The organism is Bradyrhizobium yuanmingense, from assembly GCF_029167105.1.
Classification (GTDB): domain Bacteria; phylum Pseudomonadota; class Alphaproteobacteria; order Rhizobiales; family Xanthobacteraceae; genus Bradyrhizobium; species Bradyrhizobium yuanmingense_A.
Genome location: NZ_JARFML010000051.1, coordinates 1 through 21,121 on the forward strand (window position 1 = coordinate 1; position 21,121 = coordinate 21,121).

At 63.2% G+C, this 21,121-nt stretch carries 21 protein-coding genes and 1 pseudogene; 10 read left to right on the forward strand and 12 right to left on the reverse strand.

The window, feature by feature from the left end; all coding sequences use genetic code 11:
- The 4 genes and pseudogenes from P0R31_RS37305 to P0R31_RS37320 all read right to left on the reverse strand — a co-directional run.
- Positions 1–119, reverse strand: a pseudogene (locus tag P0R31_RS37305) (transposase); the annotation flags it as partial.
- A 404-nt stretch (positions 120–523) separates the two neighbouring features.
- Positions 524–685, reverse strand: coding sequence for a hypothetical protein (locus tag P0R31_RS37310; RefSeq protein WP_275520001.1), 162 nt, complete (start codon positions 683–685; stop codon positions 524–526).
- Positions 686–1,226: 541 nt separating this feature from the next.
- Positions 1,227–3,968, reverse strand: a complete 2,742-nt coding sequence (locus tag P0R31_RS37315; protein ID WP_275520003.1) for an EAL domain-containing protein — start codon at positions 3,966–3,968, stop codon at positions 1,227–1,229.
- Positions 3,969–4,015: 47 nt separating this feature from the next.
- Positions 4,016–5,248, reverse strand: a complete 1,233-nt coding sequence (locus P0R31_RS37320; protein ID WP_275520005.1) for a FecR family protein — start codon at positions 5,246–5,248, stop codon at positions 4,016–4,018.
- A 127-nt stretch (positions 5,249–5,375) separates the two neighbouring features.
- Between P0R31_RS37320 and P0R31_RS37325 the strand changes: the two genes are divergently transcribed.
- Together P0R31_RS37325 and P0R31_RS37330 are read left to right on the forward strand one after the other, a co-directional pair.
- Positions 5,376–7,172, forward strand: coding sequence for a ShlB/FhaC/HecB family hemolysin secretion/activation protein (locus P0R31_RS37325; RefSeq protein ID WP_275520007.1), 1,797 nt, complete (start codon positions 5,376–5,378; stop codon positions 7,170–7,172).
- Between the two features lie 532 nt (positions 7,173–7,704).
- The gene (locus P0R31_RS37330; RefSeq protein ID WP_275520009.1) at positions 7,705–8,022 is read left to right on the forward strand and encodes a c-type cytochrome; all 318 of its coding nucleotides are present in this window, start codon (positions 7,705–7,707) and stop codon (positions 8,020–8,022) included.
- Between the two features lie 285 nt (positions 8,023–8,307).
- Here P0R31_RS37330 and P0R31_RS37335 read toward each other — a convergent pair whose 3' ends face one another.
- Both P0R31_RS37335 and P0R31_RS37340 read right to left on the reverse strand, forming a co-directional pair.
- Positions 8,308–8,649: a phasin gene (locus tag P0R31_RS37335; protein ID WP_275520011.1), complete on the reverse strand. Its 342-nt coding sequence runs from the start codon at positions 8,647–8,649 to the stop codon at positions 8,308–8,310.
- A 141-nt stretch (positions 8,650–8,790) separates the two neighbouring features.
- Positions 8,791–8,976 carry a hypothetical protein gene (locus tag P0R31_RS37340; protein ID WP_036007684.1) on the reverse strand — a complete coding sequence of 62 codons (186 nt, stop codon included), beginning with the start codon at positions 8,974–8,976 and terminating at the stop codon, positions 8,791–8,793.
- Positions 8,977–9,545: 569 nt separating this feature from the next.
- Between P0R31_RS37340 and P0R31_RS37345 the strand changes: the two genes are divergently transcribed.
- A complete protein-coding gene (locus P0R31_RS37345) occupies positions 9,546–9,902 on the forward strand; it encodes a hypothetical protein (protein WP_275520012.1) in 357 nt (118 codons plus the stop codon).
- A 45-nt stretch (positions 9,903–9,947) separates the two neighbouring features.
- Here P0R31_RS37345 and P0R31_RS37350 read toward each other — a convergent pair whose 3' ends face one another.
- Positions 9,948–10,523 (reverse strand): hypothetical protein, encoded by a 576-nt coding sequence (locus P0R31_RS37350; RefSeq protein ID WP_275520014.1) that lies wholly within the window; start codon positions 10,521–10,523, stop codon positions 9,948–9,950.
- A gap of 44 nt (positions 10,524–10,567) precedes the next feature.
- Positions 10,568–11,104, reverse strand: a complete 537-nt coding sequence (locus P0R31_RS37355; RefSeq protein WP_275520016.1) for a GcrA family cell cycle regulator — start codon at positions 11,102–11,104, stop codon at positions 10,568–10,570.
- Positions 11,105–11,260: 156 nt separating this feature from the next.
- Between P0R31_RS37355 and P0R31_RS37360 the strand changes: the two genes are divergently transcribed.
- Both P0R31_RS37360 and P0R31_RS37365 read left to right on the forward strand, forming a co-directional pair.
- Positions 11,261–11,869 carry a S24 family peptidase gene (locus P0R31_RS37360; RefSeq protein ID WP_036045323.1) on the forward strand — a complete coding sequence of 203 codons (609 nt, stop codon included), beginning with the start codon at positions 11,261–11,263 and terminating at the stop codon, positions 11,867–11,869.
- A 101-nt stretch (positions 11,870–11,970) separates the two neighbouring features.
- Complete coding sequence (locus P0R31_RS37365; protein WP_275520018.1) at positions 11,971–12,246, forward strand: hypothetical protein; 276 nt, start codon at positions 11,971–11,973, stop codon at positions 12,244–12,246.
- 84 nt (positions 12,247–12,330) lie between these two features.
- On the opposite strand, the gene P0R31_RS37370 is transcribed toward P0R31_RS37365, so the two are convergent.
- Positions 12,331–13,305, reverse strand: coding sequence for a quinone oxidoreductase family protein (locus P0R31_RS37370; protein ID WP_275500678.1), 975 nt, complete (start codon positions 13,303–13,305; stop codon positions 12,331–12,333).
- Positions 13,306–13,528: 223 nt separating this feature from the next.
- On the opposite strand from P0R31_RS37370, the gene P0R31_RS37375 reads away from it, so the two are divergent.
- The 3 genes from P0R31_RS37375 (at position 13,529) to P0R31_RS37385 (ending at position 16,209) form a co-directional block, all read left to right on the forward strand.
- Positions 13,529–13,729: a hypothetical protein gene (locus P0R31_RS37375; protein ID WP_275520020.1), complete on the forward strand. Its 201-nt coding sequence runs from the start codon at positions 13,529–13,531 to the stop codon at positions 13,727–13,729.
- Between the two features lie 147 nt (positions 13,730–13,876).
- On the forward strand, positions 13,877–14,824 hold the full coding sequence (locus tag P0R31_RS37380; protein WP_036007771.1) for an AAA family ATPase: 948 nt from the start codon (positions 13,877–13,879) through the stop codon (positions 14,822–14,824).
- A 5-nt stretch (positions 14,825–14,829) separates the two neighbouring features.
- On the forward strand, positions 14,830–16,209 hold the full coding sequence (locus P0R31_RS37385; protein ID WP_157283865.1) for a vWA domain-containing protein: 1,380 nt from the start codon (positions 14,830–14,832) through the stop codon (positions 16,207–16,209).
- A gap of 19 nt (positions 16,210–16,228) precedes the next feature.
- Here the strand turns inward: P0R31_RS37385 and P0R31_RS37390 are convergent, their stop codons facing one another.
- Entirely contained in the window at positions 16,229–16,405 is a 177-nt protein-coding gene (locus P0R31_RS37390; protein WP_192893126.1) for a hypothetical protein, read from the reverse strand.
- Positions 16,406–16,755: 350 nt separating this feature from the next.
- Between P0R31_RS37390 and P0R31_RS37395 the strand changes: the two genes are divergently transcribed.
- Both P0R31_RS37395 and P0R31_RS37400 read left to right on the forward strand, forming a co-directional pair.
- Positions 16,756–16,977, forward strand: a complete 222-nt coding sequence (locus P0R31_RS37395) for a hypothetical protein (RefSeq protein ID WP_271544208.1) — start codon at positions 16,756–16,758, stop codon at positions 16,975–16,977.
- Positions 16,978–17,114: 137 nt separating this feature from the next.
- Complete coding sequence (locus P0R31_RS37400) at positions 17,115–18,128, forward strand: formamidase (protein WP_275500681.1); 1,014 nt, start codon at positions 17,115–17,117, stop codon at positions 18,126–18,128.
- A 71-nt stretch (positions 18,129–18,199) separates the two neighbouring features.
- Here P0R31_RS37400 and P0R31_RS37405 read toward each other — a convergent pair whose 3' ends face one another.
- Positions 18,200–19,573: a hypothetical protein gene (locus tag P0R31_RS37405; protein ID WP_275520023.1), complete on the reverse strand. Its 1,374-nt coding sequence runs from the start codon at positions 19,571–19,573 to the stop codon at positions 18,200–18,202.
- 107 nt (positions 19,574–19,680) lie between these two features.
- Positions 19,681–20,937 (reverse strand): allantoate amidohydrolase, encoded by a 1,257-nt coding sequence (locus tag P0R31_RS37410; RefSeq protein ID WP_275520045.1) that lies wholly within the window; start codon positions 20,935–20,937, stop codon positions 19,681–19,683.
- Between the last annotated feature and the right edge of the window lie 184 nt (positions 20,938–21,121).

The window sequence follows — 21,121 nt, forward strand, 5'->3', positions numbered from 1 at the left end:
ACATTGCGCCCGGCCTCTCGTTCCAGCCGCCGACTCGACTGTACCCGGTTCAGATAGCCGTAGATGTAAAGCTTAAGGAGCACCGAGGGATGGTACGACGGCCGACCCGTGGCCGCCGGCTCCACACAGCAGTCCAGTGTTTTCACACAGCCAGGGTCAGAAGCGGTCCTCAGCGAGCATCGCCGGGAAGGTCAGCTACGGGCCGATTCTGTTGAATAAGTCCGAGGTAGCGCCATAGCAACAAGCCTGCTGAAATTGGTTCAAGGCGAGCTGCGGCAAGAAAAGCCCCCGTGACAAGGCTAGGAAGATCGTCAAGGACTTCTATGCAGGACGACGTGGTCCCCCGTGTCCCGCTGAGCCAGCATCAGAAGTCCTTAGAAAATAGGCGTGTACTCGACAAAGGACTTTTTCAACGGAATCGGCCACTAGGAGACATCGGCGGATGTTCATTCAAGTCTTCACGGTGACGAACCCTTCGCTCCACGCATCCTTGTCGACTTCCATCTCGCTAACTTGGAAACAGTCAAGGAGAGTCGCGAAAACCCTCAAATTGAAGCTTGCGCACTTTTGCTGCTTCCGCTTCGGCAGCGCTGCTGTAGACGCCGACGAGTTTATCTTCGGTATCATGCTCATCTAGACCGTCTTCGCGCGGATAGCTGTGCCAGAGCAGAAGGACCGTACGCATTTTGGTATGCCCTTCTTGTAGAGGTCGACGAAGTCAGCTTATGCTTCCATTCGATCCAACCGAATGATCGGGTTGAAATGACCAACCTTGGCGTGCCTGTCGAGAGCTTTATCATAGAGCGCTTAGACGCGGGCGGCTGGCGTGTAACAGAGCGTCGCCCCGATCTCACGGACATCCCTGTTGCGGACTTTGTGTCACTCCGTGACGCGGAAGAATGGGTAAAATGGAAGCAGGGCCTTCCGAAGCTCAACCCTTACGCTGTTTAAATAGGCCACGAGGCGCGACTTCCGGTTCGGGTCAAAGCCGCCCTGAGCAGCTTCAAGATGCCTTTCCGCTCAGCTTTCGAGAGCAGACAATGCGCGGCCAATCTTCGCGGCGAATTTCCGCGCTTAGATCGCGCGACGACCTCGCAGGAAGCAAGAAATGTGCAACGTCATCTAGGCCGAATACCAGGCCGATGTTGACCCGCGGGACGTCGCTCGCCAAAACGACAAGCCTGCATTCGGAGCGCCGGTGTAAGGCGCAGGCGAAAGCAGCCCGCTCAGGCTGCGCTGACGGCGGCCAGCTCAGTCGCCAAGAACTGCTTTTCAAACGCCTCGGCGGGCATCGGACGGCCGAAGAAATATCCCTGCCCTTCCTCGCATCCCATGCTGACCAGGAAGTCGGCGGTTGCGCGGTTCTCGATGCCTTCGGCCACGACCGTGAGACCGAGCTGCTTGCTGAGGCCGATGGTCGATCCGACGATGGCGGCGTCGTCGGAGTTCGAGAGAAGACCGAAGACGAACGAACGGTCGATCTTGAGGCCGTCGAGCGGAAATTTCTTGAGATAGCTCAGGCTCGCATAACCGGTGCCGAAATCATCGAACAGGATCCGGACGCCGAGCTCCTGAATTCGCTTGAACATTTCAAGCACGCGGCGCTCGTCATGCAGCAGGATGTCTTCGGTGACTTCGATCTCGAGCAGAGACGGCGTCAGCCCGGTCTCTTCGAGCAGTGCTGCAACGGAATGCGCGAGGTCGCCGGACTGAAGCTGCGAGGGTGAGAGGTTGATCGCGACGCGCACATCGCTGCCGGACAATTCCCAAGCTCGCGCCTGGCGGCAGGCGGTCTCCATCACCCAGTTCGCGATCCGCTCCGACAGCGCAGAGGTGTTGACAACAGGCATGAATTCGGCCGGCGAGACGTAGCCGCGCACCGGATGCCGCCAGCGGATCAGCGCTTCGGCTCCGACCAGGCTGCCGTCGATCAGACGAACTTGCGGCTGGTAGAACAGCTCGAATTCGCTGCGATCGGCGGCAAGCGCCAGCTCGCCCTCCAGCCTCAAGCGGTTCTCGAGCTCCTGCCGGATCGCGGCTTCGAATACGACGTGGCCGCCGCGCCTGGTCGCCTTGGCTTTTGTCAGCGCGAGATGGCCGTTGCTCAGGAGATCATCGGCGTTGCTCCCGCCTTCAGGATAGACGGCGACGCCAACGCTGATCTTGACCCGGTGCTGGCGCGTGCCGGTTGCGAGAGGGGCTTCGAACGCGCGCGCGATTCGCTCGGTCACCGCCGCGACCGGTTCGGTGATCTCTGCGCAATCGATCGCGATGGCAAATTCGTCGCCGCTGAGCCGGGCGACGATCGCCTTGCCACCGACTTCGCTCCGGAGCCGGTCGGCGACCGCGCGCAGCACGAGGTCGCCGGTGGAGTGCCCGAGCATGTTGTTGATCTCCTGGAAACCGTCGAGCCCGAGCACGAGTAAAGCGACGCCGGTAGACCTCCGCTCCGCCGCGCCGATCAGATCAGTGAGGCTCACATGCAGCATGTTCCGGTTGGCAAGCCCCGTCAGCGCGTCATGTTCGGCGAGATATCGAATACGTTCAGCTTCACGTTTGCGCACCGAAATGTCGCGCAGGATCGCACCATATTGAAAGCCGTCCGTTCCCTGCCAGCCCGAGAAGCTCGCCTCGACGGGGAAGGTTTCCCCGTTCTTGCGCCGGCCTTCGAACTCGACGACGACGGCGCCGCCTGGAACCAGGAGCGCCTGGCGCGCGGCGTCGTGCATGGACGGTCTTGCACCGCCGTCCGCCCGCGGAGCGCACAGCGTTTCGAACGGGCGACCGATGATCTCGGCCGGCACGTAGCCGAAGATCGCGCTGGCGCCGGGATTCCAGACCGTGATGCGGTGATCCTCATCGGTGCAAACCAGCCCGTCGCCGAGCGACATCGCGATGCGATGAAAGCGGCTCTCGGCGATGCGTCCGAGCAGGCTGCGGAAGTCGATTTCGTCGAGCGCAATCGCGGTCAGGTAAGCGACGATGGCGATGTGGAACAGCGACGTATCGATGACCAGGGGCCATCTTGCCTGCACAAGGATTGCGGCCAGTTCGACCACCACCCCGGTTGCGAGGAGGATTGCGACACGAAGTCCTGGCGCGACGCGGCGCCACGAATACATCATCAGCAGGCAGATCGCGCCCAGTCCGAGCACCATGCCGATATCGGAGGTCCAGCGCAGCGTCCGGTTCTGACGGATCGATTCAGCGGCGAGGGCCTGGATGACCGGCCCCGAGACGATCCTGCCGTTCGGAACGCTGAAGCGGTCGCCGAGCTCGAGCGCCGTGGCGCCAATGATGACCTTCTTGCCTTTCAGCTTGCCGAGCGTGGCGCGATCGCCACGCAGCACGTCGACATAGGAGACTGTTGGAATTGAAGCCGCACGAATACTGAAATCGACAAGGAAGGGCGCCCGCCGATTGGCGTCCTGTCCCGCCAGCACGACGGCCATCGAAGGCATGAAAGCATCGCCGAGCTTCTCGCCGAACGGATAGCGGCGAACCAGCCCGTCGGATTCGATCGCGACATTGACGACGGCCGGCCAGGACTGGTTGGCGAACGACTTCAGCGGCCGGTTGACGTGGGCCGGGCCGCCCTTCGCAGTCGGCTGCTTGAAGGATGGCAGGATCGTCGAACCGCCGGCGTCTCGCAATGCCTTGGCGAAGGCCGCGTCGGAGGCGGGATCCGACGGCGTGCTGAAATCGACATCGAAGGCAACGTCCTGCGCGCCGGCCGCTTCCAGCCTTTGCAGCATTTCGGCATGGAGACGCCGCGGCCAGGGCCACACCCCGATCTGGTCGATCGACGGCGCATCGATACCGACCACGACGATGTCGCCGGTGGCCGCACGCGTTTGCCACTTGAACCTGAGATCGGTGAGCGCATTGCGAAGCGCAGCGTGCCAGCCCGTGGACAACACCACCGCGAGCGCGATCACGACAAGAATATGCGGCCGATAGCGTTTCACCCGAGCCTCCCCCCACACCCGCCCCGACGGACGCGTCCACCTAGAGTTCAGCGTCTGCCGGGCCCATTGCTGCCATTTCCGTGGCCGTTGCCGTTGTTGCCTCTGCCATTGCCGGTGGCGCCGTTGTCGGCATGGCTGCTGTTGCCGAGACCGTTGTTGCCGCCGTTACCGCTATTGTTTTGATTGCCGCCGTTGCCACCATTGCCGTTGTTGTTGTCCGAATTTCCGTTGCCACCGGCATTTCCGTTGTTTGCTCGCGGGGCATCGCTGGATGCGCCGGCTGTCGTTGCGGCGATCGCGGCGTTCGCGCTGGCGGCACCGCTGCTTGCCGCGCCGTTGGATGCAGCCGGGCTCGTCTTGCCATCGTTCCAGACCGTCTGACTGTCGCCCCTGGCATTCGCGTTACGTGCCTGCCCTGGCGGAACGCCGCCGTGCGCAAGGCCGCGCGTCGCCTTGTGGACGTTCAGCTTGACCTCTCCCAGCGCGGCCGAAATGCGCACGGCTCCTGCCTTGGGGGCATGCCCCCCGGCCGCCTGCCCCGAGGCCTTGGGTGCGCCGGCCGCCTTGCTTCCCTTGTCGACTGGGCCGAGCGCATGGATGGCATGGCCATTGGCCGCATGGCGCGGCGCCGACAGGCCCGACTTCGGCACTGGGACACGCTCGATCGTGGGTGCGCGGGGCTTGCCCTGCTCGATCGGATTGAGCGTTCCCGCACCGCTGAGGCTGAGACCGGGCTTGCCGTGTTCGAAGACGGTGGCCGCTTGTCCGGGCATCACTTGCGCAATCTGTCCCGTCTTGAAATCGGAGACTTCGACCTGGCCGCGGAGCACGCCGACCTTGGTGCTACCGGCACCGACCGTGACGCTGAACTGCGTTCCCTTGACCACGGCGGCGAGATAGGGCGTCTCGACCTCAAAATGCTTGACGTTGCGCTTCTCGACCTCGAGCAGGATCGAACCCGCCTGCTGGATGATGGTGGTCGACAGGCCGTCCTTCTTCTCGGCCGGCAGGCCCACCACTGAATTGGGAGAGATCAGGATCGTTTCCTCGCCGCGGACGAGGAGAACGCGCCCGTTGCGACCGGTGCGAATGGTATCGCCAGGTTTCAGCGTTCCTTCTGACGTCAGCGACACCTGCTGGGCGCCGCTCGTGGCAAGCCAGACCTCGCCCGAGGATTTGCTGACAGACCACACACCGTCGTCCGCCGCGAACGCGCTGGAGGCCGTTCCCAAGATCAGCGCCGCCGCCAGGGCGCGCCGCATTCCAACTCTGCCGAACATGATGATCCTCAGCCCGCGTTTCCAAGCCTGAGGGGTATCCGAAATCACTCAAGATAGGATTATCGGAAAGCAGCCAGCGGCGCGGCCCGATTAACCAATCGTTGACCATAAAAAACTAAGAAAAATCATGCGGCTAACGAACCTTTACCGCCCCGTGGCAGATCCTCCGTTGAACTACGGTGACAGAGTCGCCGCGCGCGGTGAGAAACGGCATCGCCTTACCGCATTGTTATCGCTGGCAGCAATTTTCGCGGCAATTCCAATGGCATTCGCGCAGCAGGCGAACCAGCCGGGTTTCGACCCACGCCAGCCCGAGAAATATTTTGATAACCAGACCGAGCAGGAATCGCTCGGCCGGCCGCCGGTTCGGTTGCCGAGCGTCGGACAGCCCACGACGGGCGGCGATACCAAGCCGCAATTCGTGCTGCGCGGCGTCAGCGTCAGCGGCGCCCATGCGGTTTCCCCTGATCGCATCGCCGCTGTGTACCAGCCTTATCTCGGCCGGAAGGTCTCGCAGGCGGATCTGGCCGCGATCGCAGGCGCCATCAGCGACCTCTACCGCGAAGCCGGCTTTCATCTGAGCCGCGCCATCGTGCCACCACAAGACATCGCCGACGGCCGTGTCCGGATTCAGGTCCTGGAAGGTGCGATCGTGCAGGCCGAGTTGAAGGGCGACGGTGCACAGCAGTTCGGCATAGGGCCGATGCTGGCGCCGGTTCTGACCGAACACCCTTCGCGACTGGCAACGCTCGAACGCCAGCTCTTCCTGATCAATGGCAGGCCGGGCGTCCGGATCACCGACACTGCGCTGGAGGAGATCGGCAGTACGACGGGCCGCTTCCGCCTGACCATCTACTTGAAAACCTGGCACGTCTTCTCCTCGTTCGGCCTCGACAATCTCGGATCCTCGTCGGTCGGTCCCTGGCAAACCTACGCCACCGGCGCGTTCAACTCCTACCTCACGCCCGGCGATACATTGGCGGTCAACCTGTCGACCATTGCCAACGACCCCCGCCAGCTCGGCTTCGCACGCCTGTCGTACGATGCGCCCGTCGGCGTCGACGGTGTCCGCCTGGGTACTTCCGTGCTGTACAGCGCGGTAAGGCCGGGCGATATGCGCCGGCTCGATAGCGACATCACCACGACCCAGGCGTTCGAGCTGCGCGCCACCATGGTCCCGTTGCAGTCGCAATCCTCCACGCTCACGCTGACCGCCGCCACGACCTTCAGCAATGTGTCCGAGCATGACCTTTACGGGCCCTGGTACAACGACCACATCAGGACGGCGAGCCTGACCGCCGACTACCGGCTGTTGGATCCTTTTGGCGGTACCAATTTTGCGACTCTGACCTACCGTCAGGGGCTCGACGTTTTTGGCGCCTCACATTTCGAGGACGATCTGTTGTCACGCGACGGAGCCTCCTCGAACTTCTCGGTCCTGAACCTCTGGTTCACGCGCTACCAGACACTCAACGATGTCTGGTCGCTCAAGCTCGGTGCGGCGAGCCAGACGGCGTCGCGTCCGCTGTTCACCTCGCAGCAATTCTATCTCGGCGGCGCGGCCTTCGGCCGCGGCTATGGCGCAGCCGAGATCAGCGGCGACAACGGCCTTGCCGGCTCGCTCGAGCTGCGCTTCGACCAGAAGCTCAATTTCCGCTACTGGACCGGCTACCAGCTCTATGCCTTTGGCGACGCTGGCGCAGTCTGGAACCACGGTTATCGCCTGAGCGACGGGCTGTCGCTGACATCGGCGGGGGCCGGTGTGCGCTTCTTCCTGCCGGAGGACCTCCAGGCCGATTTCGGCGTCGCCGTCCCCTTAAGCTACCGGGCGCCTGACAACGAGCGCCGCAGCCCACGCTTTCTTTTCACGCTGTCGAGCGCGTTCCGGCTCTGCCCCGAACGCGGCCGGGCGAGCTGTCTCTAGCCGCCCGGTCCTTCGGGCAGGGATGTCGCATCCTGACAGCTCTTCCTCGCGGCCATCCTTCGAGATTCCCGCTTGAGGCGGGCTCCTCAGCATGAGGCCGGAGTGCGCGGCCGGAGTTTCCACGGGCACAGACGCTGATGAGCCTGATCGTGAGGAGACGCTCGACCGCTTCCTGCGTGACAGCGCCAGCAGCGCGCTCACGCCCGCGGATACGAAGAGCCCAATGATCATGAACCCGGGCGACTATTGGCCGGGACGCTTTGCGGCAGATCAAGGCGGCTCCGACGCGGCACGGTAAGAAACCACATGCCGTCGGAGAGACACGTGTCGCACTATACCGGAAGTCTTGATACGAAAAGCCTTGTTCCGAAGGGCCTGCTCGCGGCGAGAGTGCCGGCATCCATGCGGCATCTCTATCGTTCGACCCGCAGGCTGCTGCGCTCGATCGTCGCTCGCATCGATCTCTCGCAATTTCCAGGATCCTGCTGCGGATGAGCGCGGCAGCCGCAAGCGAATGCAGAAAGATTGCCCTATGCTCCGGCATGTGAGACGGATTTTCCTGGTGCTTGGCCTCGTCTCTGGCTTCGGCTCGTCGTCCGCTCTCGGTGCTGATGCCGGTCACGGCGCCGAACTCGCCAGGCGCTGGTGCGCGAGCTGCCATGTCGTGGCGAACGGACAGGCCCAGGCGAGCGCCGACGTCCCTTCCTTTAAGTCCGTCGCGCGCCGGCCGGATTTCAGTGCGGAAAGGCTCGCATTCTTCCTGCTCGATCCGCACCCGAAGATGCCGAATTTTCCCCTGAGCCGAACCGAAGCCGGCGATATCTCGGCCTACATCGCATCGCTGCGTTAGATCCCTGACCGGCCGCCGAAGGCCGCGCTCGCGCGAACCGTGCGGCGCTTTTCCGAAGGTCATACTTCAGCAATAGTCTGAGCTTCATCCGGGATGGTCGCACCGGGCTGCACGAAGGCTGCAAATGCAAATCCCTGCCGGTGGACCGGCAGGGATCAGCAGAAAGGATGACAGGCGGCGAATGAGATCATTCGGTGGCCCATCATGGACCTGCACCGGTATCGAAGCGCGGATCTTCACGTCATACAAGATCAATTTGTGGGCACGCTGTGCACAGACCAAAAATCAGGACTTGCCCTTGCCGGGCTGCATGAGACTGCCGGTCATCTGACGCATGTGATCTCCGGCGCTGGTGAACTGACTGCGGAGGAAATCGGATTGGATACGCATCGCCTCCTGGATGTCGGTGGCATGCACCAGCTTGCGCGCATGCTCGAAGGCCGACTTCATGTTCTGCTCCGTGAAAGCCAACGCCTGCTTCGACACCTCTGTCCCCGCCCCCGGAACGGACGACATCGATTTGGTCGCCGCTTCAAAGAACATCCCGAAAGCCTTTTCCGCCTGGTCTATCGTCTTCTCGGCCAAGTCGCGCAGTTCGGCCGGAACTTCGAGCTTCGGTTCGATCATGATCGCACTCCTCCCTTTTTCCGTCTGAATACCACACTTGCCCGGCCGCCATCCAGCGGCCAGCCCTGCGGAACGACGCCGGGGCGCCCTGCCTGGGCAGGAAAGATCGGGAAACGGCATGGGGCCGGCGCGCGGCCGCCCTCAGGATAAGGGGTGCTCGGGAAGTGCTTCGTCGGTGGCGAGATCTTCGACCAGCTTGATCACCTCGAAGCGCTGTCGCGGCGCGAGCTTCAGGAAGGCCCGGAGCAGGCGCAGACTTTCCACGGTGCTGCCTGCAGGCACACCGAGCTTGAGATGCAGCTCAGCCGCGAAATTGAGGTTTTTCATCTCGCACCTATGACAAGCATCGGTCGTGATCCGCTCGAGAACCGAACGCCGCAACAGAACTATGGCGACGAACGCTCGGCCGAAGGGACCCGCCGGGTTGCAGGCTGAACCGCGTCCAAACGACGGCCTCCATCTGGTTGCAACTATGCCAAGCAACAACCCATCCGGCAAGCCCAACCGTGGGTATAGCGATGCTTGGTCTGCATCGCGCCACGGCGTTTCCGGATAACAGGAATATCAATCGCCGTCACCCACCTGCGTCAAGAAGCGTCATCAATCACGCGAACAGCCCCTGTTGCTGTCAATCGACACGGGGTTTCGTCGTGTTTCCGATGTGAAATGCATGTTAGCGCGCACGAATTGGCGATTCTTCAGCAAGATACACGCATTTGTTGAATCGGTCCCGGCGGTTGCATTAAGCGCGTGAAAGTCGATCTCGCGGCCGGTCCACCGTGAACCGCCGTCCACGCGCGAGCGACCAAGCCGATGCGGCACGGCCACGCAGATACGGGCGCCATGGCTGAAAACTCTTCGATTTGGGCGCGCCTCAGCACCAAAAGGACGACGGCATGCTTTCTCGCTGCGATCTCATCAAGGGCGCCGCAATCGCGCTTCTCACCCTCTCGACACAAGGCGCATGGGCGCAGGAGACCAAGATGAAGCTGTTCAAGATCGTCACCGTCAAGGACGAAATCGTCGTCGGACTGTCGGCGCAGGAACTTCAGGCGCTCGGCGGCAATGATGCGAGCGCCGTTGCACACGCGCTGGCACAGAAGGGCGACCTCACCGTCTGGCAATACAACGTGCATCGTGGCCCCAACGGCGAATTACAGCAGGCACCGACAGCCAAGATCGGGCTGCTGGCCCATGCCTCGCTGCGCGTCGAGCCCTACACCACGCCCTACCAGATCGCCCCTCACCCGTAAGCAATGGGCGGGACGCCGGCGGCCGAGACCGCCGGCGCTCGGCAATCATCCGCGCCGGCCCCCGCGCGCCGTCCCCGTCTCCGTCGCGAAGCCGTAGATCAGCGCCAGCCGGTCCAGGCATTCGCGAAAACGCCGCGCGAAGTAATCGTTCCAGCGTTGCGTGCGGACGGCACGACGCTGCCCAACCTGATCCATGGTCAGACCCAGCACCAGCACGTCGTGCACCAGCGCGGCGCCGTCGGTGCCGAGCTCTCGTTCGATCCGGTTGAGCCGCAGCACCGCCTGGCGCTGGCTTTCGGTGACGGGCTCACGCGTGCCCGTCCCATCGACATATTCGCGCGTCGTATCCACCGCCTGCGGGCCGCGCTCCGCCCGCTCCCAATCGTTCTGGAAGGCGCGCCCGCCGCGGTATTGCGCCTCGTCGATCTGATGGTGCGCGTGCAGCCGGCCAAGCGGATCGCCGCGGACCGACCGGATCGCCAGGATCCTCTCGCCGGAATCGAGCGCGAGCGGATTGTCGACCTCCACCTCCGCGATCTCGGCGTTGAACGGCACCTCCCGCGACCGCCGGTCGTAGATCTGCGCCAATTTGTAGGACTTGTTGCGTCGGGCACGAGCCACTCGGATCTCCTTGCAAGACTGAGAGTTGAACGGAGGCGGCACCGTCAGAGCGCCGAGACCAGCTTCAGCACGACCGGGCCCGCGGCACGGGCCGCCGACGCAGCCTCGGAACGGCGCGTCAGGCGAGCATGCGGCGCGCAATAGCTCGAGCCCGGCTGGCGCGCATGGCCGCAGAAGGCGATCTCCTCGCCGTCCTTGTCGCCGCCATAGGGATAGCGGCAGTCGGCCGGCTCGAGCTCGACCAATTGGATCAGGCGCGGCTGGATGCCGACACAGCGCAACTTCACCCGCGCCGCAGGCTTCATGGCGGACTTCGGCGGCAGATTGAGGCTGGGCCACGCCACCCGGCGCGGCGAAAGCAGGCTGGGTTCACCCGGCAAGGGCGGCGCGAGCGCCGGGCTCGTCATCCATTGCGGCACGATGAGCCCGAGCCGCTTGGCGCGGCCGACCACCGCGCTGCGCGTATAAGCCGTTCCAAACCTTGCGTTTATCTGTCTTCCGATCTCCGCATAAGACATGCCCTTGTGAAAATAGTCGCGAAGCGCGTCGGAGTGCTCCGACGGCCAATGGCCCGGTTCCATGCTGCTGTCCTGTGATGCGCCTCCACCCGGGGAGGCGAGACGCACATTCCGTTATTCCGAATACAGAGTCAAGGCGTATTTCTGATATTCATAATTGCATCAATTCCGAATTTCGGATTACAAGAGGCGGGACGGTGCGCAATCGAGGGAATCACCATGTTGGACGTAGCAATGATCGAGCGGGGCCTGGAGAAGACGGGCAAGAGCAAGGGCGGCCTGGCTGCGGCCATGGGCGTGCGGCCCGGCGCGGTCTCGGAGATTCTCGGCGGCGAGCGCCTGGTGAAGGCCTCGGAGATCATTCCGATCATGGAATATCTCGAGCTCAATCTCGCGCCGATCATGGGCCGGGTCGGAGCCGGCGCGGTGATCGAGCCGGACTACGAACAGGTTCCGCCGGAAGGTCTCGGCGACGTCGCGTTGCCCTTCCCGATCATGGAAGAGACGATCGCATTCGAGATCGTGGGCGATTCGATGCTGCCCAAATACGAAAGCGGCGACGTGATCGTCGTCTACAAGGACCAGCGCCACCCGCTGTCGAGCTTCTACGGCGAAGAGGCCGTGGTCCGCCTCAAGACGGGCGAGCGCTATCTGAAGACCATCGAGCGGGGCAAATCTCCCTCAGTGGTCAACCTCACGAGCTTCAATGCCAAGCCGATCGTCGGCGTCAAGCTTGACTGGGTCGGGGAGATCTGCCTGTCCATGCCCAAGGGACAGCTTGAGCGGCTGCGCGCGAAGTCGGCGCGGCCGCGCAAGAAGGGCAAATGAGGGGCTGCCGCTTCTGATTAATAGAAATCACACTTGACATAGTTCCGATTTTCGGAAATAATCTGCCGCGTCCCGTCCACGGAGCGCGGCAGGATCGTTTCATGCAATACTTCGTCGTGATGATCGATTATGGACGGCGGGGCCGCGAGGCGATCGTCGATCCCGAAATCACCCGGCGCGAGGTCATTTCCCGCATCGCCTCGGGTGAGTATCGGAACGTCTCGTTCATCCACGAGATCGTGGAGAACTCGGTCGAGGATGTCACCGAGGCCATCCTGGCCGAGGCGGCCCTCCCACAGATCGAGCCCGAGGACGTCGATCTCCAGGCAATCCGCCTCGACCACATCCGCGACCTGCGCAAGCACGAGAGGACGTGACGCAGGCCCACAGCATGATCCGAACCTGAAGGGCCGCGTTAGCGCAAAGTGTGCAGCGGAGCTCGCGCCACCGCCCCGTCGGCACTACACCAGGAGAACGGTCGATCCCGTGGTCTTGCGTGCCGCAAGATCGGCATGCGCCTTGGCGGCGTCCTTCAGCGGGTAGGTCTGGTGCACCTCGATCTTGACCGCTCCGGACTTGACGACGTCGAACAGCTCGCCCGCCATCGCCACCAGATTTTCGCGCTTGGCGGCGTAGGTAAACAGCGTCGGACGCGTGACATAGAGTGAGCCCTTCTGGGCGAGCAGGCCAAGATTAAGCGGCTCAACCGCGCCGGAGGACTGGCCGAACAGCGCGGCGACGCCGAGCGGAGCGAGGCAATCCAGCGATTTCAGGAACGTGTCCTTGCCGACGGAATCATACACCACCGGCACCTTCTTGCCGCCGGTGATCTCGTCGACCCGCTTCACGAAATCTTCCCTTGTATAGATGATGACATGGTCGCAGCCATGCGCGTTTGCCAGCTTCGCCTTCTCGTCGTTGCTGACGGTGCCGATCACGGTCGCGCCGAGATGCTTCGCCCACTGGCTCAAGATCAGGCCGACACCGCCGGCGGCCGCATGCAGCAGGATGGTATCGCCGGCCTTCACCCGATAGGTCTGGCGGATCAGATATTGCGTGGTGAGCCCCTTGAGCATCATCGCCGCCGCTGTCTTGTCGTCGACGCCGTCGGGCAATTTCAACAGCCGGTCGGCGGGGATCAGCCGCGCCTCCGCATAGGCCCCGAGCGGCGAGGCGCCGTAAGCGACGCGATCGCCCGGCTTCAGATCGGTGACGCCAGGCCCAACCTCCTCGACGACGCCAGCCGCCTCGCTGCCGAGCCCGCTCGGCAGTTGCGCCGGATAGAGGCCGGAACGGTTATAGATGTCGACGAAATTGAGGCCGACCGCGGTGTGGCGGATGCGCGCCTCGCCGGGCCCAGGTTTGCCGACGCTGACCTCCTCCCAGACCAGGACTTCCGGACCGCCGGTTTTGTGAAAGCGAATGGCATGCGTCATGGGCGTGCTCCTTTATCGTTGAAATGAGTCCGAACACCGGATCGGCCTGTGAAATAGGCATTTGGTCCGCCCGTTACAGTATAGAAGCCGTAACAAGAATGTCACAGCGAACGACAAACAGCCGCCGTTCCACCTCCATTCGAAAGAGTTGATGAGGGCCCCGCGGCGACCGGGAGTAGCCTTTGCGCGGGGTTTGATGGGTCGCCTGCGAAGGAGAGCCGAGATGCCAGCTTACGTTCAGCATCATCAGGACGTCGAAATCGCGCCAGTGAATTGCCCCACCTGTATGGGGTTCCTGCCGATGTATGTGCGCGAGGTCGAGCCGCATTGGAGCCTTGCCAAGATCGACTTCGTCTATGAATGCGCCGATTGCGGCGCCGAGCTGAGGCAAACGATCCGCAAGCCGCAGTTGCTGCGGCACTGATCGCGCCAACAGCGAAGCGCTCAACTATTTGCGCTTAGCGGAAAAAACGCCGTTCACGCGGGTTAGATGTCTCCCAAACGTGGCTTGTTCTTTGCCTGGAACGCAGGCAGAACAAGCCTCAAGCAAGACCTTTGGGAGCGCCCTTTCGTGGCTGATCAGAAGGCCTCGACCTCGATCGAGGCAGTGGAGAGCGGCCTCGCCGCGCAGGGCTACATCGCGAGCCGGCAGATCGCGACTGCCGTCTATTTGTCGCAGCAGATCGAGAAGCCGATCCTGGTCGAGGGCCCCGCGGGCGTCGGCAAGACGGAGCTCGCCAAGGCGATTGCGGCTTGGCGCGGCATGAAGATGATCCGCCTGCAATGCTATGAGGGCCTCGACGAGGCCAAGGCGCTCTACGAGTGGAAATACGCCAAGCAGCTTCTCTACACGCAGATCCTCAAGGACAAGCTCGGCGAGGTTCTCGGCGGCGCGCAGACGCTGCATGCCGCGCTCGACCAGCTCCACGATTTCGGCGACGTGTTCTTCTCCAAGGAATTCGTCGAGCCGCGGCCGCTGCTCCAGGCGCTTGAGCAGCCGGGCGGCTGCGTGCTCCTGATCGACGAGATCGACAAGTCGGACGCCGAATTCGAATCGCTGCTGCTGGAAATCCTGTCCGACTTCCAGGTCACCATCCCCGAGCTCGGAACCGTCTCGGCGATCACGCCGCCGACGGTGATCCTCACCTCCAACAGCGAGCGCGACCTCGGCGATGCCCTGAAGCGACGCTGCCTGCATCTGCATATCGGCTTTCCCGAGCAGCGGCTCGAGGAGCGCATCGTCGAAAGCCGCGTGCCCGGCATCTCGCAGACGCTGCGCCGGCAGATGGTCGGCTTCATCCACGAGATCCGCTCGCTGGATCTGAAGAAGCTGCCCTCGGTCAGCGAGACCATCGACTGGGCGCGTGTGCTGGTGCTGCTCCAGGCTTCCGAACTCGATACTGAGATCGTCAAGGACACGCTCAACGTGCTCCTGAAATACGAAGCCGACATCGAGGCCGCGACGCCGCAGGTGACGACCTTCATTGCCAAGGCGGCCCGGTCCAACGTCTTCGGTTGACGCCGATGCGCGAAAATCTCCATCGCTTCTTTCGGGCGGCACGCGGCGCTGGCGTTCACGTCTCGCCGGCCGAAAGCATCGATGCGATGCGCGCCGTCGCGCAGGTCGGCATCTCTGATCGTGCCGTGCTGCGCGATGCGCTGCTGCTGACGCTCGCCAAGTCGCAGGACGAGAAGCTCGCGCTCGGCGACTGCTTTGATCTGTTCTTCAGCCAGCCGGAGCCGCGGCAGGATCAGCCTGAGGCTGCCGGCGAAGATCATGCTGCGCAAGGCGAGGATCAGCCGCCCTCCGCCGGCTCGGCGAGCGAGGCGGGCGAAGGTCAGCCTTCCCAGGGCCTGGGTCCCTTGGCGCAGATGCTATTGTCGCAGGATCGCAACGCGATTGCTGCCGCGATTGCCAGTGCCTCCGGCGCGGCCTCCCTGTCCGACATCCGCTACTCCACCCAGCGCGGCATATTCTCCAGCCGCATCCTCGACGCAATGGGCCTCCAGCGCTTGCGCGACGATCTCGACCAGCTGACCGCGACCAATCCGTCGCTGGCCGAGCGCCTGCGCGCCGCGCTCGATGCCTTGCGCGAAGCCGTGCGCGACACGGTCTCGCAAGGGCTTGCACTTTATGCCCGCGAGGAGGCCGAGAACCTCCGCAACGAGATCCTGCGCAACGCGCCGCTTGCCCGCATCGAGCGTCGCCAGGTCGCCGAGATGCGTGCCCTCATCCGCCAGATCGCACGCCGGCTGCGCGAGCGCTATTCCAAGCCGCGCAAGCGCCAGCGCCGCGGCCATCTCGACGTTCGCCGAACGCTCCGCCGCAACGCGGCCTGGGGCGGCGTGCCCTTCCTCACGGCATGGAAGCGCAAGCATCGCGACCGGCCGAAGATCGTCGCGCTGTGCGACGTCTCGGGCTCCGTTGCGCAAGTCTCGGACTTCTTCCTGCTGCTGATCCACTCGCTGCACGAGGTGGTCGACGACGTCCGCTCCTTCGCCTTCTCTTCGCACCTGATCGAGGTCAGCGAGATCCTGGAGACGAAGTCGCCGGAGGAGGCGATGTCCGAGATCATGTCCAAGGTCGGTTTCGGCTCGTCGGATTACGGCTCCTCGCTGGTCGATTTCGAGAAGGAGTTCATGAGCGCGCTGACGCCGCAGACCACGGTGATCGTGCTCGGCGATGCCCGCAGCAACAATCTCGACCCACGCGCCGACATTTTGCGCCGGATCTCCGAGCGTTCGAAGCGGTTGGTCTGGCTCAATCCCGAGGGGCGGCTCGCCTGGGGCTTTGGCGATTCCGAGATGCCGCGCTACGCAACTTTTTGCAGCGTCGTGCGCCAATGCGCCACCGCGCAACAGCTCGAACGCGCTGTTTCCGATATTGTGGCGACTTATCAATAAGCAATAACAGCCACCTCCGTCAGGCGGCGTTCAGCTCGGCCTGATTGCACTCCCGAAAGTGACGCGCGATTTCGTCGAGAGCGCGCTGCTCCCATTCTTCTGCCTGCGCCAACCAGAACGGCCGGCGCTTCGAATCGAGCGCCGCGCGCTCTCTGCAAAGGAATTCCTGACTGCGAATTTCCACCAGCCTGTTCATGCACTCCACTCCTGCCGTGTGAAGCCATTCCCCGCGGGCCAGGGTAACAGAGTCCTCAACCTCCCGCCTCATCATTTCTGTGCATATCGCGACGCCAAATAGGACAGTGATGCTTGCCGTGCACTGCGGCAGCTCGCATCGCAACATCAATTGCGGATCATCAATTAGTGATCGGAGATCGTGACGGTATTCTGCACGAACGACGTTAACTCTTGTGGCGCAACGAAGTGCCGCAATTTGTGAAGAGATGTTCTAAACAGCTGACCGAATTCCCGACTCATTGTCGTCGCATGGTCTTCATGCGGCGCCGCTAACAGGGGCACGCGAACCGGACGATCGGCTGAGGCAACATGAGCAACGATTTCGACTTTGATCTATCGACCGACCAGTGGGAAGCGCTAAAGGCGCTTCGCAACCCCGTGTCGAACGGTCGCCTCGCGAAGGCCTATCTCGTCGAAAGCCTCGCCAAGCTCGGCCTCGTTGTCATGAATGACGGCGTGCCTGCGATAACATCCGCAGGACGCAAGGTGCTGGTGCGCGGCTCATGCCGGCTGCTCGATCTCGTGGCGTGACGAGATCGCCTGCTGCCGCGTAACTGCGCCATCGCCTGAAAAATAACCTTTAGCTCTTCATCGAAATCGGATTTGCTTCTTGCGGCAAAAGATCCGGCGCGCAACGACGCTGCGCTAGACAGGCAAGGGAGCTGATCATGAACGGGCTTGGCGGGCTGAACAAATCCCCCAACGGTGTGGTTATCGGACTTGTGCAGCTGCAGCTGCCTAACGTGGTGAGCGCGGCCGATCTCGCCAGGCAGACCGAGCGCATCGTCTGGATGGTCGGCAAGGCCCGCCGCAATCTCTCCACTATGGATCTGGTGGTCTTCCCCGAATACTCGCTGCACGGCCTGTCGATGGACACCAATCCGGAGATCATGTGTCGGCTGGACGGACCGGAGGTTGCGGCCTTCAAGCAGGCCTGTGTCGACAACAAGATCTGGGGCTGCTTCTCCATCATGGAGTTCAACCCGCATGGCAATCCCTACAACTCGGGCCTGATCATCGACGATCATGGCGAGATCAAGCTCTACTATCGCAAACTTCATCCCTGGATTCCGGTCGAGCCGTGGGAGCCCGGCGACATCGGCATTCCCGTGATCGAGGGACCGAAGGGCGCGAAGATCGCGCTGATCATCTGCCATGACGGCATGTTCCCGGAGATGGCACGGGAATGCGCCTACAAAGGAGCGGAGATCATGATCCGCACCGCCGGCTACACCGCGCCGATCCGCGAAGCCTGGCGCTTCACCAACCAGGCCAATTCGTTTCAGAATCTGATGATCACCGCAAATGTCTGCATGTGCGGCTCGGACGGCTCGTTCGATTCCATGGGCGAAGGCATGATCGTCAATTTCGACGGCACCGTCCTGGCACATGGTACGACCGGCCGTGCCGACGAGATCATCACCGCAGAGGTCCGGCCGGATCTCGTGCGCGAAGCCCGCATCAACTGGGGCGTCGAAAACAACATCTACCAGCTCTGGCACCGCGGCTATGTCGCGGTGAAGGGCGGCGCGATGGACTGCCCCTACACCTTCATGCAGGACATGGTCGCCGGCACCTTCCGACTGCCGTGGGAAAATCAGGTCAAGGTCACCGACGGCACCTCGTGCGGCTTCCCGGCCCCGACGCGGATGTTCGGCAAGACGGCGAAGGCGGCGGAATAACCCGGGTTTCTCGGGTGAAACCGCGACAATCTGGCACCGTGGCCTGCGCGCTCGGCAACCTCGGTCGCGGATCAATCGTTCCACTGGAGGAGTGGCGTGCCGTAGGCCCTCCTCCAGACCGACAGAAAGCGCGGAAACCACGAGTGGGCCACGGCACCCTTATAGGCCCAGGTGCGATACTTCAGACCCTGCTCCGAAATCAGCTCCTGATAGCCGCCGTGGAGTTCGGTCGCGGCGCGAATGTCCTTCAGGATTCCTTGCGCGCAGGCCCGATAGGTATCGCCACCCGAGAACTCATCGTAATCCAGCATGCGGTCGGCAAATTCGACGTTGAACGTCGGCCAGGAGGAACGCCCCTGATAGGCGGGAGCTGCAATCTTGTGGATCATCTTGGTCCGCGGGTTGTCCGCCGAGACCAGGAAGTGGAACGTGCTCGGAATGCGAAACCGTGGCTCGGCGATGATCAGATCCGTCGTGGCCGCGAACAGCGCGCGCTCGCTCGCCTCGCGCATATCCCAGAAGCCGCGGTGCACGCTGACGAAATCCAATGCGACCGACGATGCCGGTGAGCTCGCCGGGCCGTCCAGGGAATGCCTGATGTAGCCGTTCTTGCCGAAGAGGCGGAGCAGATCCCTCTTGTACTGCGCGAGGTCGCGCCCGAGCAGCCGCTTCAGCTCGTTCTCGCCGACGATCCCGAGCTGCACGCCCCACACGAAGGTCGTGTAGACGCAGGCATTGGTGACGAAACGCCGGCGCTCGGCGCGGGTATCCGTCGCCGCGGAGCGCGGGCCGCTGGCGTCGCACAGCAAATATCTGGTGCGGTCAGCGTCGAAGGACTCCAGCTCGCTCGCAAGCTTCAGGATCGCGCGCTTCAGGTCTCCGCCATATTCGGCCAGCAACAAGCGGCCTGCGTGCGCGCATTGCGACATCGCAAGGTAGGACGACGCCCTCTCCTCGGCAGAGATCATCTGCTGCAGACCGGCGAGAATGCCGAGCAGCGTATCCGAGGGTCGCGAAAAATAGTTCACGCCGAGATACCGGCCGCGCCCGGCCGGTACGATGGTCGTGGTGACCACGTCGGCGCGAACGGCCTCCAGCAGCAGGCGCACGCTCTTTTCGAGCAGGCGCACCCGCCGCACCGCGTCCTGCGCATCCATGATGGTTTCAGGATCGAGAACGTCGGGATAGAACCAGGCGAAGTCGCGGGGGTAATAGGCGGAGGCGTGCGGTGCGCCGGTGACGAGGAAGGCCTCGGTCACCGAAAAGGCGCTGTCCATCGAGTGCCGATAGAGGTCCTCGATCGCCGACAACGAATGATGCGATTGTCTCAGGAATCGATCACCGAGGAAATTGACCGCCTGAAGGGCGTTGGCGACGAAGGTCGCAGCCATCCCCTGATAGAACCGGTTTTCACGATGTGATGGAAAAGAGATGTCGCTGTTCATGTCCGTCAATCGGCTGATTGTCTCGTGACCCTCGTGATGATGGCCACCATCTTAAACATGACTGATTCGTATCTCTACCCGGTGACTTGCGGGTCCGTGACGCTCGCCTAGGCCTTACGCGGCCCGAAATTCTCGATCACCCGCAGCAGCACACGCGCGCCGGCATCGGCATCGGCGAGCGCGACATGCTCGTCCGGGTGATGGCTGATGCCGCCGCGGCAGCGGACGAAGATCATGCCGACATCGGCAATGTCGATCATCGCCATGCCGTCGTGCCCTGCCCCGCTCGGCAGCTCGAACACGGAGAAGCCTTCGGCTTCGATCGCCTGCGCGATCTGCTGCTTGAGCCAGGGCGCGCAGGGCGCGGTGCGGTTCTCGTGGGTAACGTCGAGCTGAAGCGCCAGCTGTCGCCGCTTGGCGATCGCGTCGATCTGGCGGACGACATCGGCCACCGCGCGTTTGCGATGCATGTCGGTCGGCGCGCGCATGTCGATGGTGAAGGATACCTCACCCGGAATGACGTTGGTCGCGCCGGGCCTCGCCTGGATGTAGCCGACGGTGCCGACGAGGCCGCCCTCGTCGGTGCGGCAAAATTGCTCGATCACATTGATGCATTCGGCCGCACCGGCGAGCGCGTCACGGCGCAGCGCCATCGGCACGGTGCCGGCGTGACCGGCCATACCCGAGAGCCGGGCTGCAAGGCGCGTGGCCCCGGCAATGGCGGTGACGACGCCCACGGGCAGGTTCTGCGCTTCCAGCACCGGCCCCTGCTCGATGTGCAATTCGAGATAAGCAAGCAGCTCGCGCCGCGCGCGGGCGGCCGCACCGATATGGTCGGGATCGAGGCCGAACTGCACGAGCGCCTCGCGCATCGACACGCCGTCGCGGTCGCGCGTATTCAGCACGCTCTCATCGAAGGTGCCGGCCACCGCACGGCTGCCGAGCAAGGTCGAAGCGAACCGCACCCCCTCCTCGTCGGCAAAGCCGATCACCTCGATCGCAAATGGCAGGCGCTTGCCGCGGCGGTTGAGATCGGCGACGCAAGAGATCGCCGTGATCACACCCAGCGGTCCATCCCATTTGCCGGCATCGCGCACGGTGTCGTAATGCGAGCCGAGCATCAGGCAGGGCATGCCCGGCCGGTCGCCTTCGTACCGTCCGCAGACATTGCCAATGGCATCGAGATGGGCGCTCATGCCGGCCTCGCGCATCCACCCCATGATGAGGTCCGCGGCCTTGCGCAGCTCCTTGCTGAGGAAGATGCGGGTGAGCTTCTCGGGGTCTTCCGAGATCGCGCCGAGCTCGTTGATCCGGCGAACGATCTCATTGCCGAGCGATGCATCGTGAACGGTACCAGCGCCCATCTCGGCGAGCTTTCCATCTTCTGAGGACACGGCGGTCCTGACGACAATCGATACAGGTTCGGTGCCAGCGGACATCCTCCGGCGCCGTCCCAGTCAGCGCGTGGTTAGCATGAATGCGCCTTGCCGGCCGACCGTCCGACGCGGATCATGCACATGCGCGAGCAGGTTCTGGCTGCTCAACTCC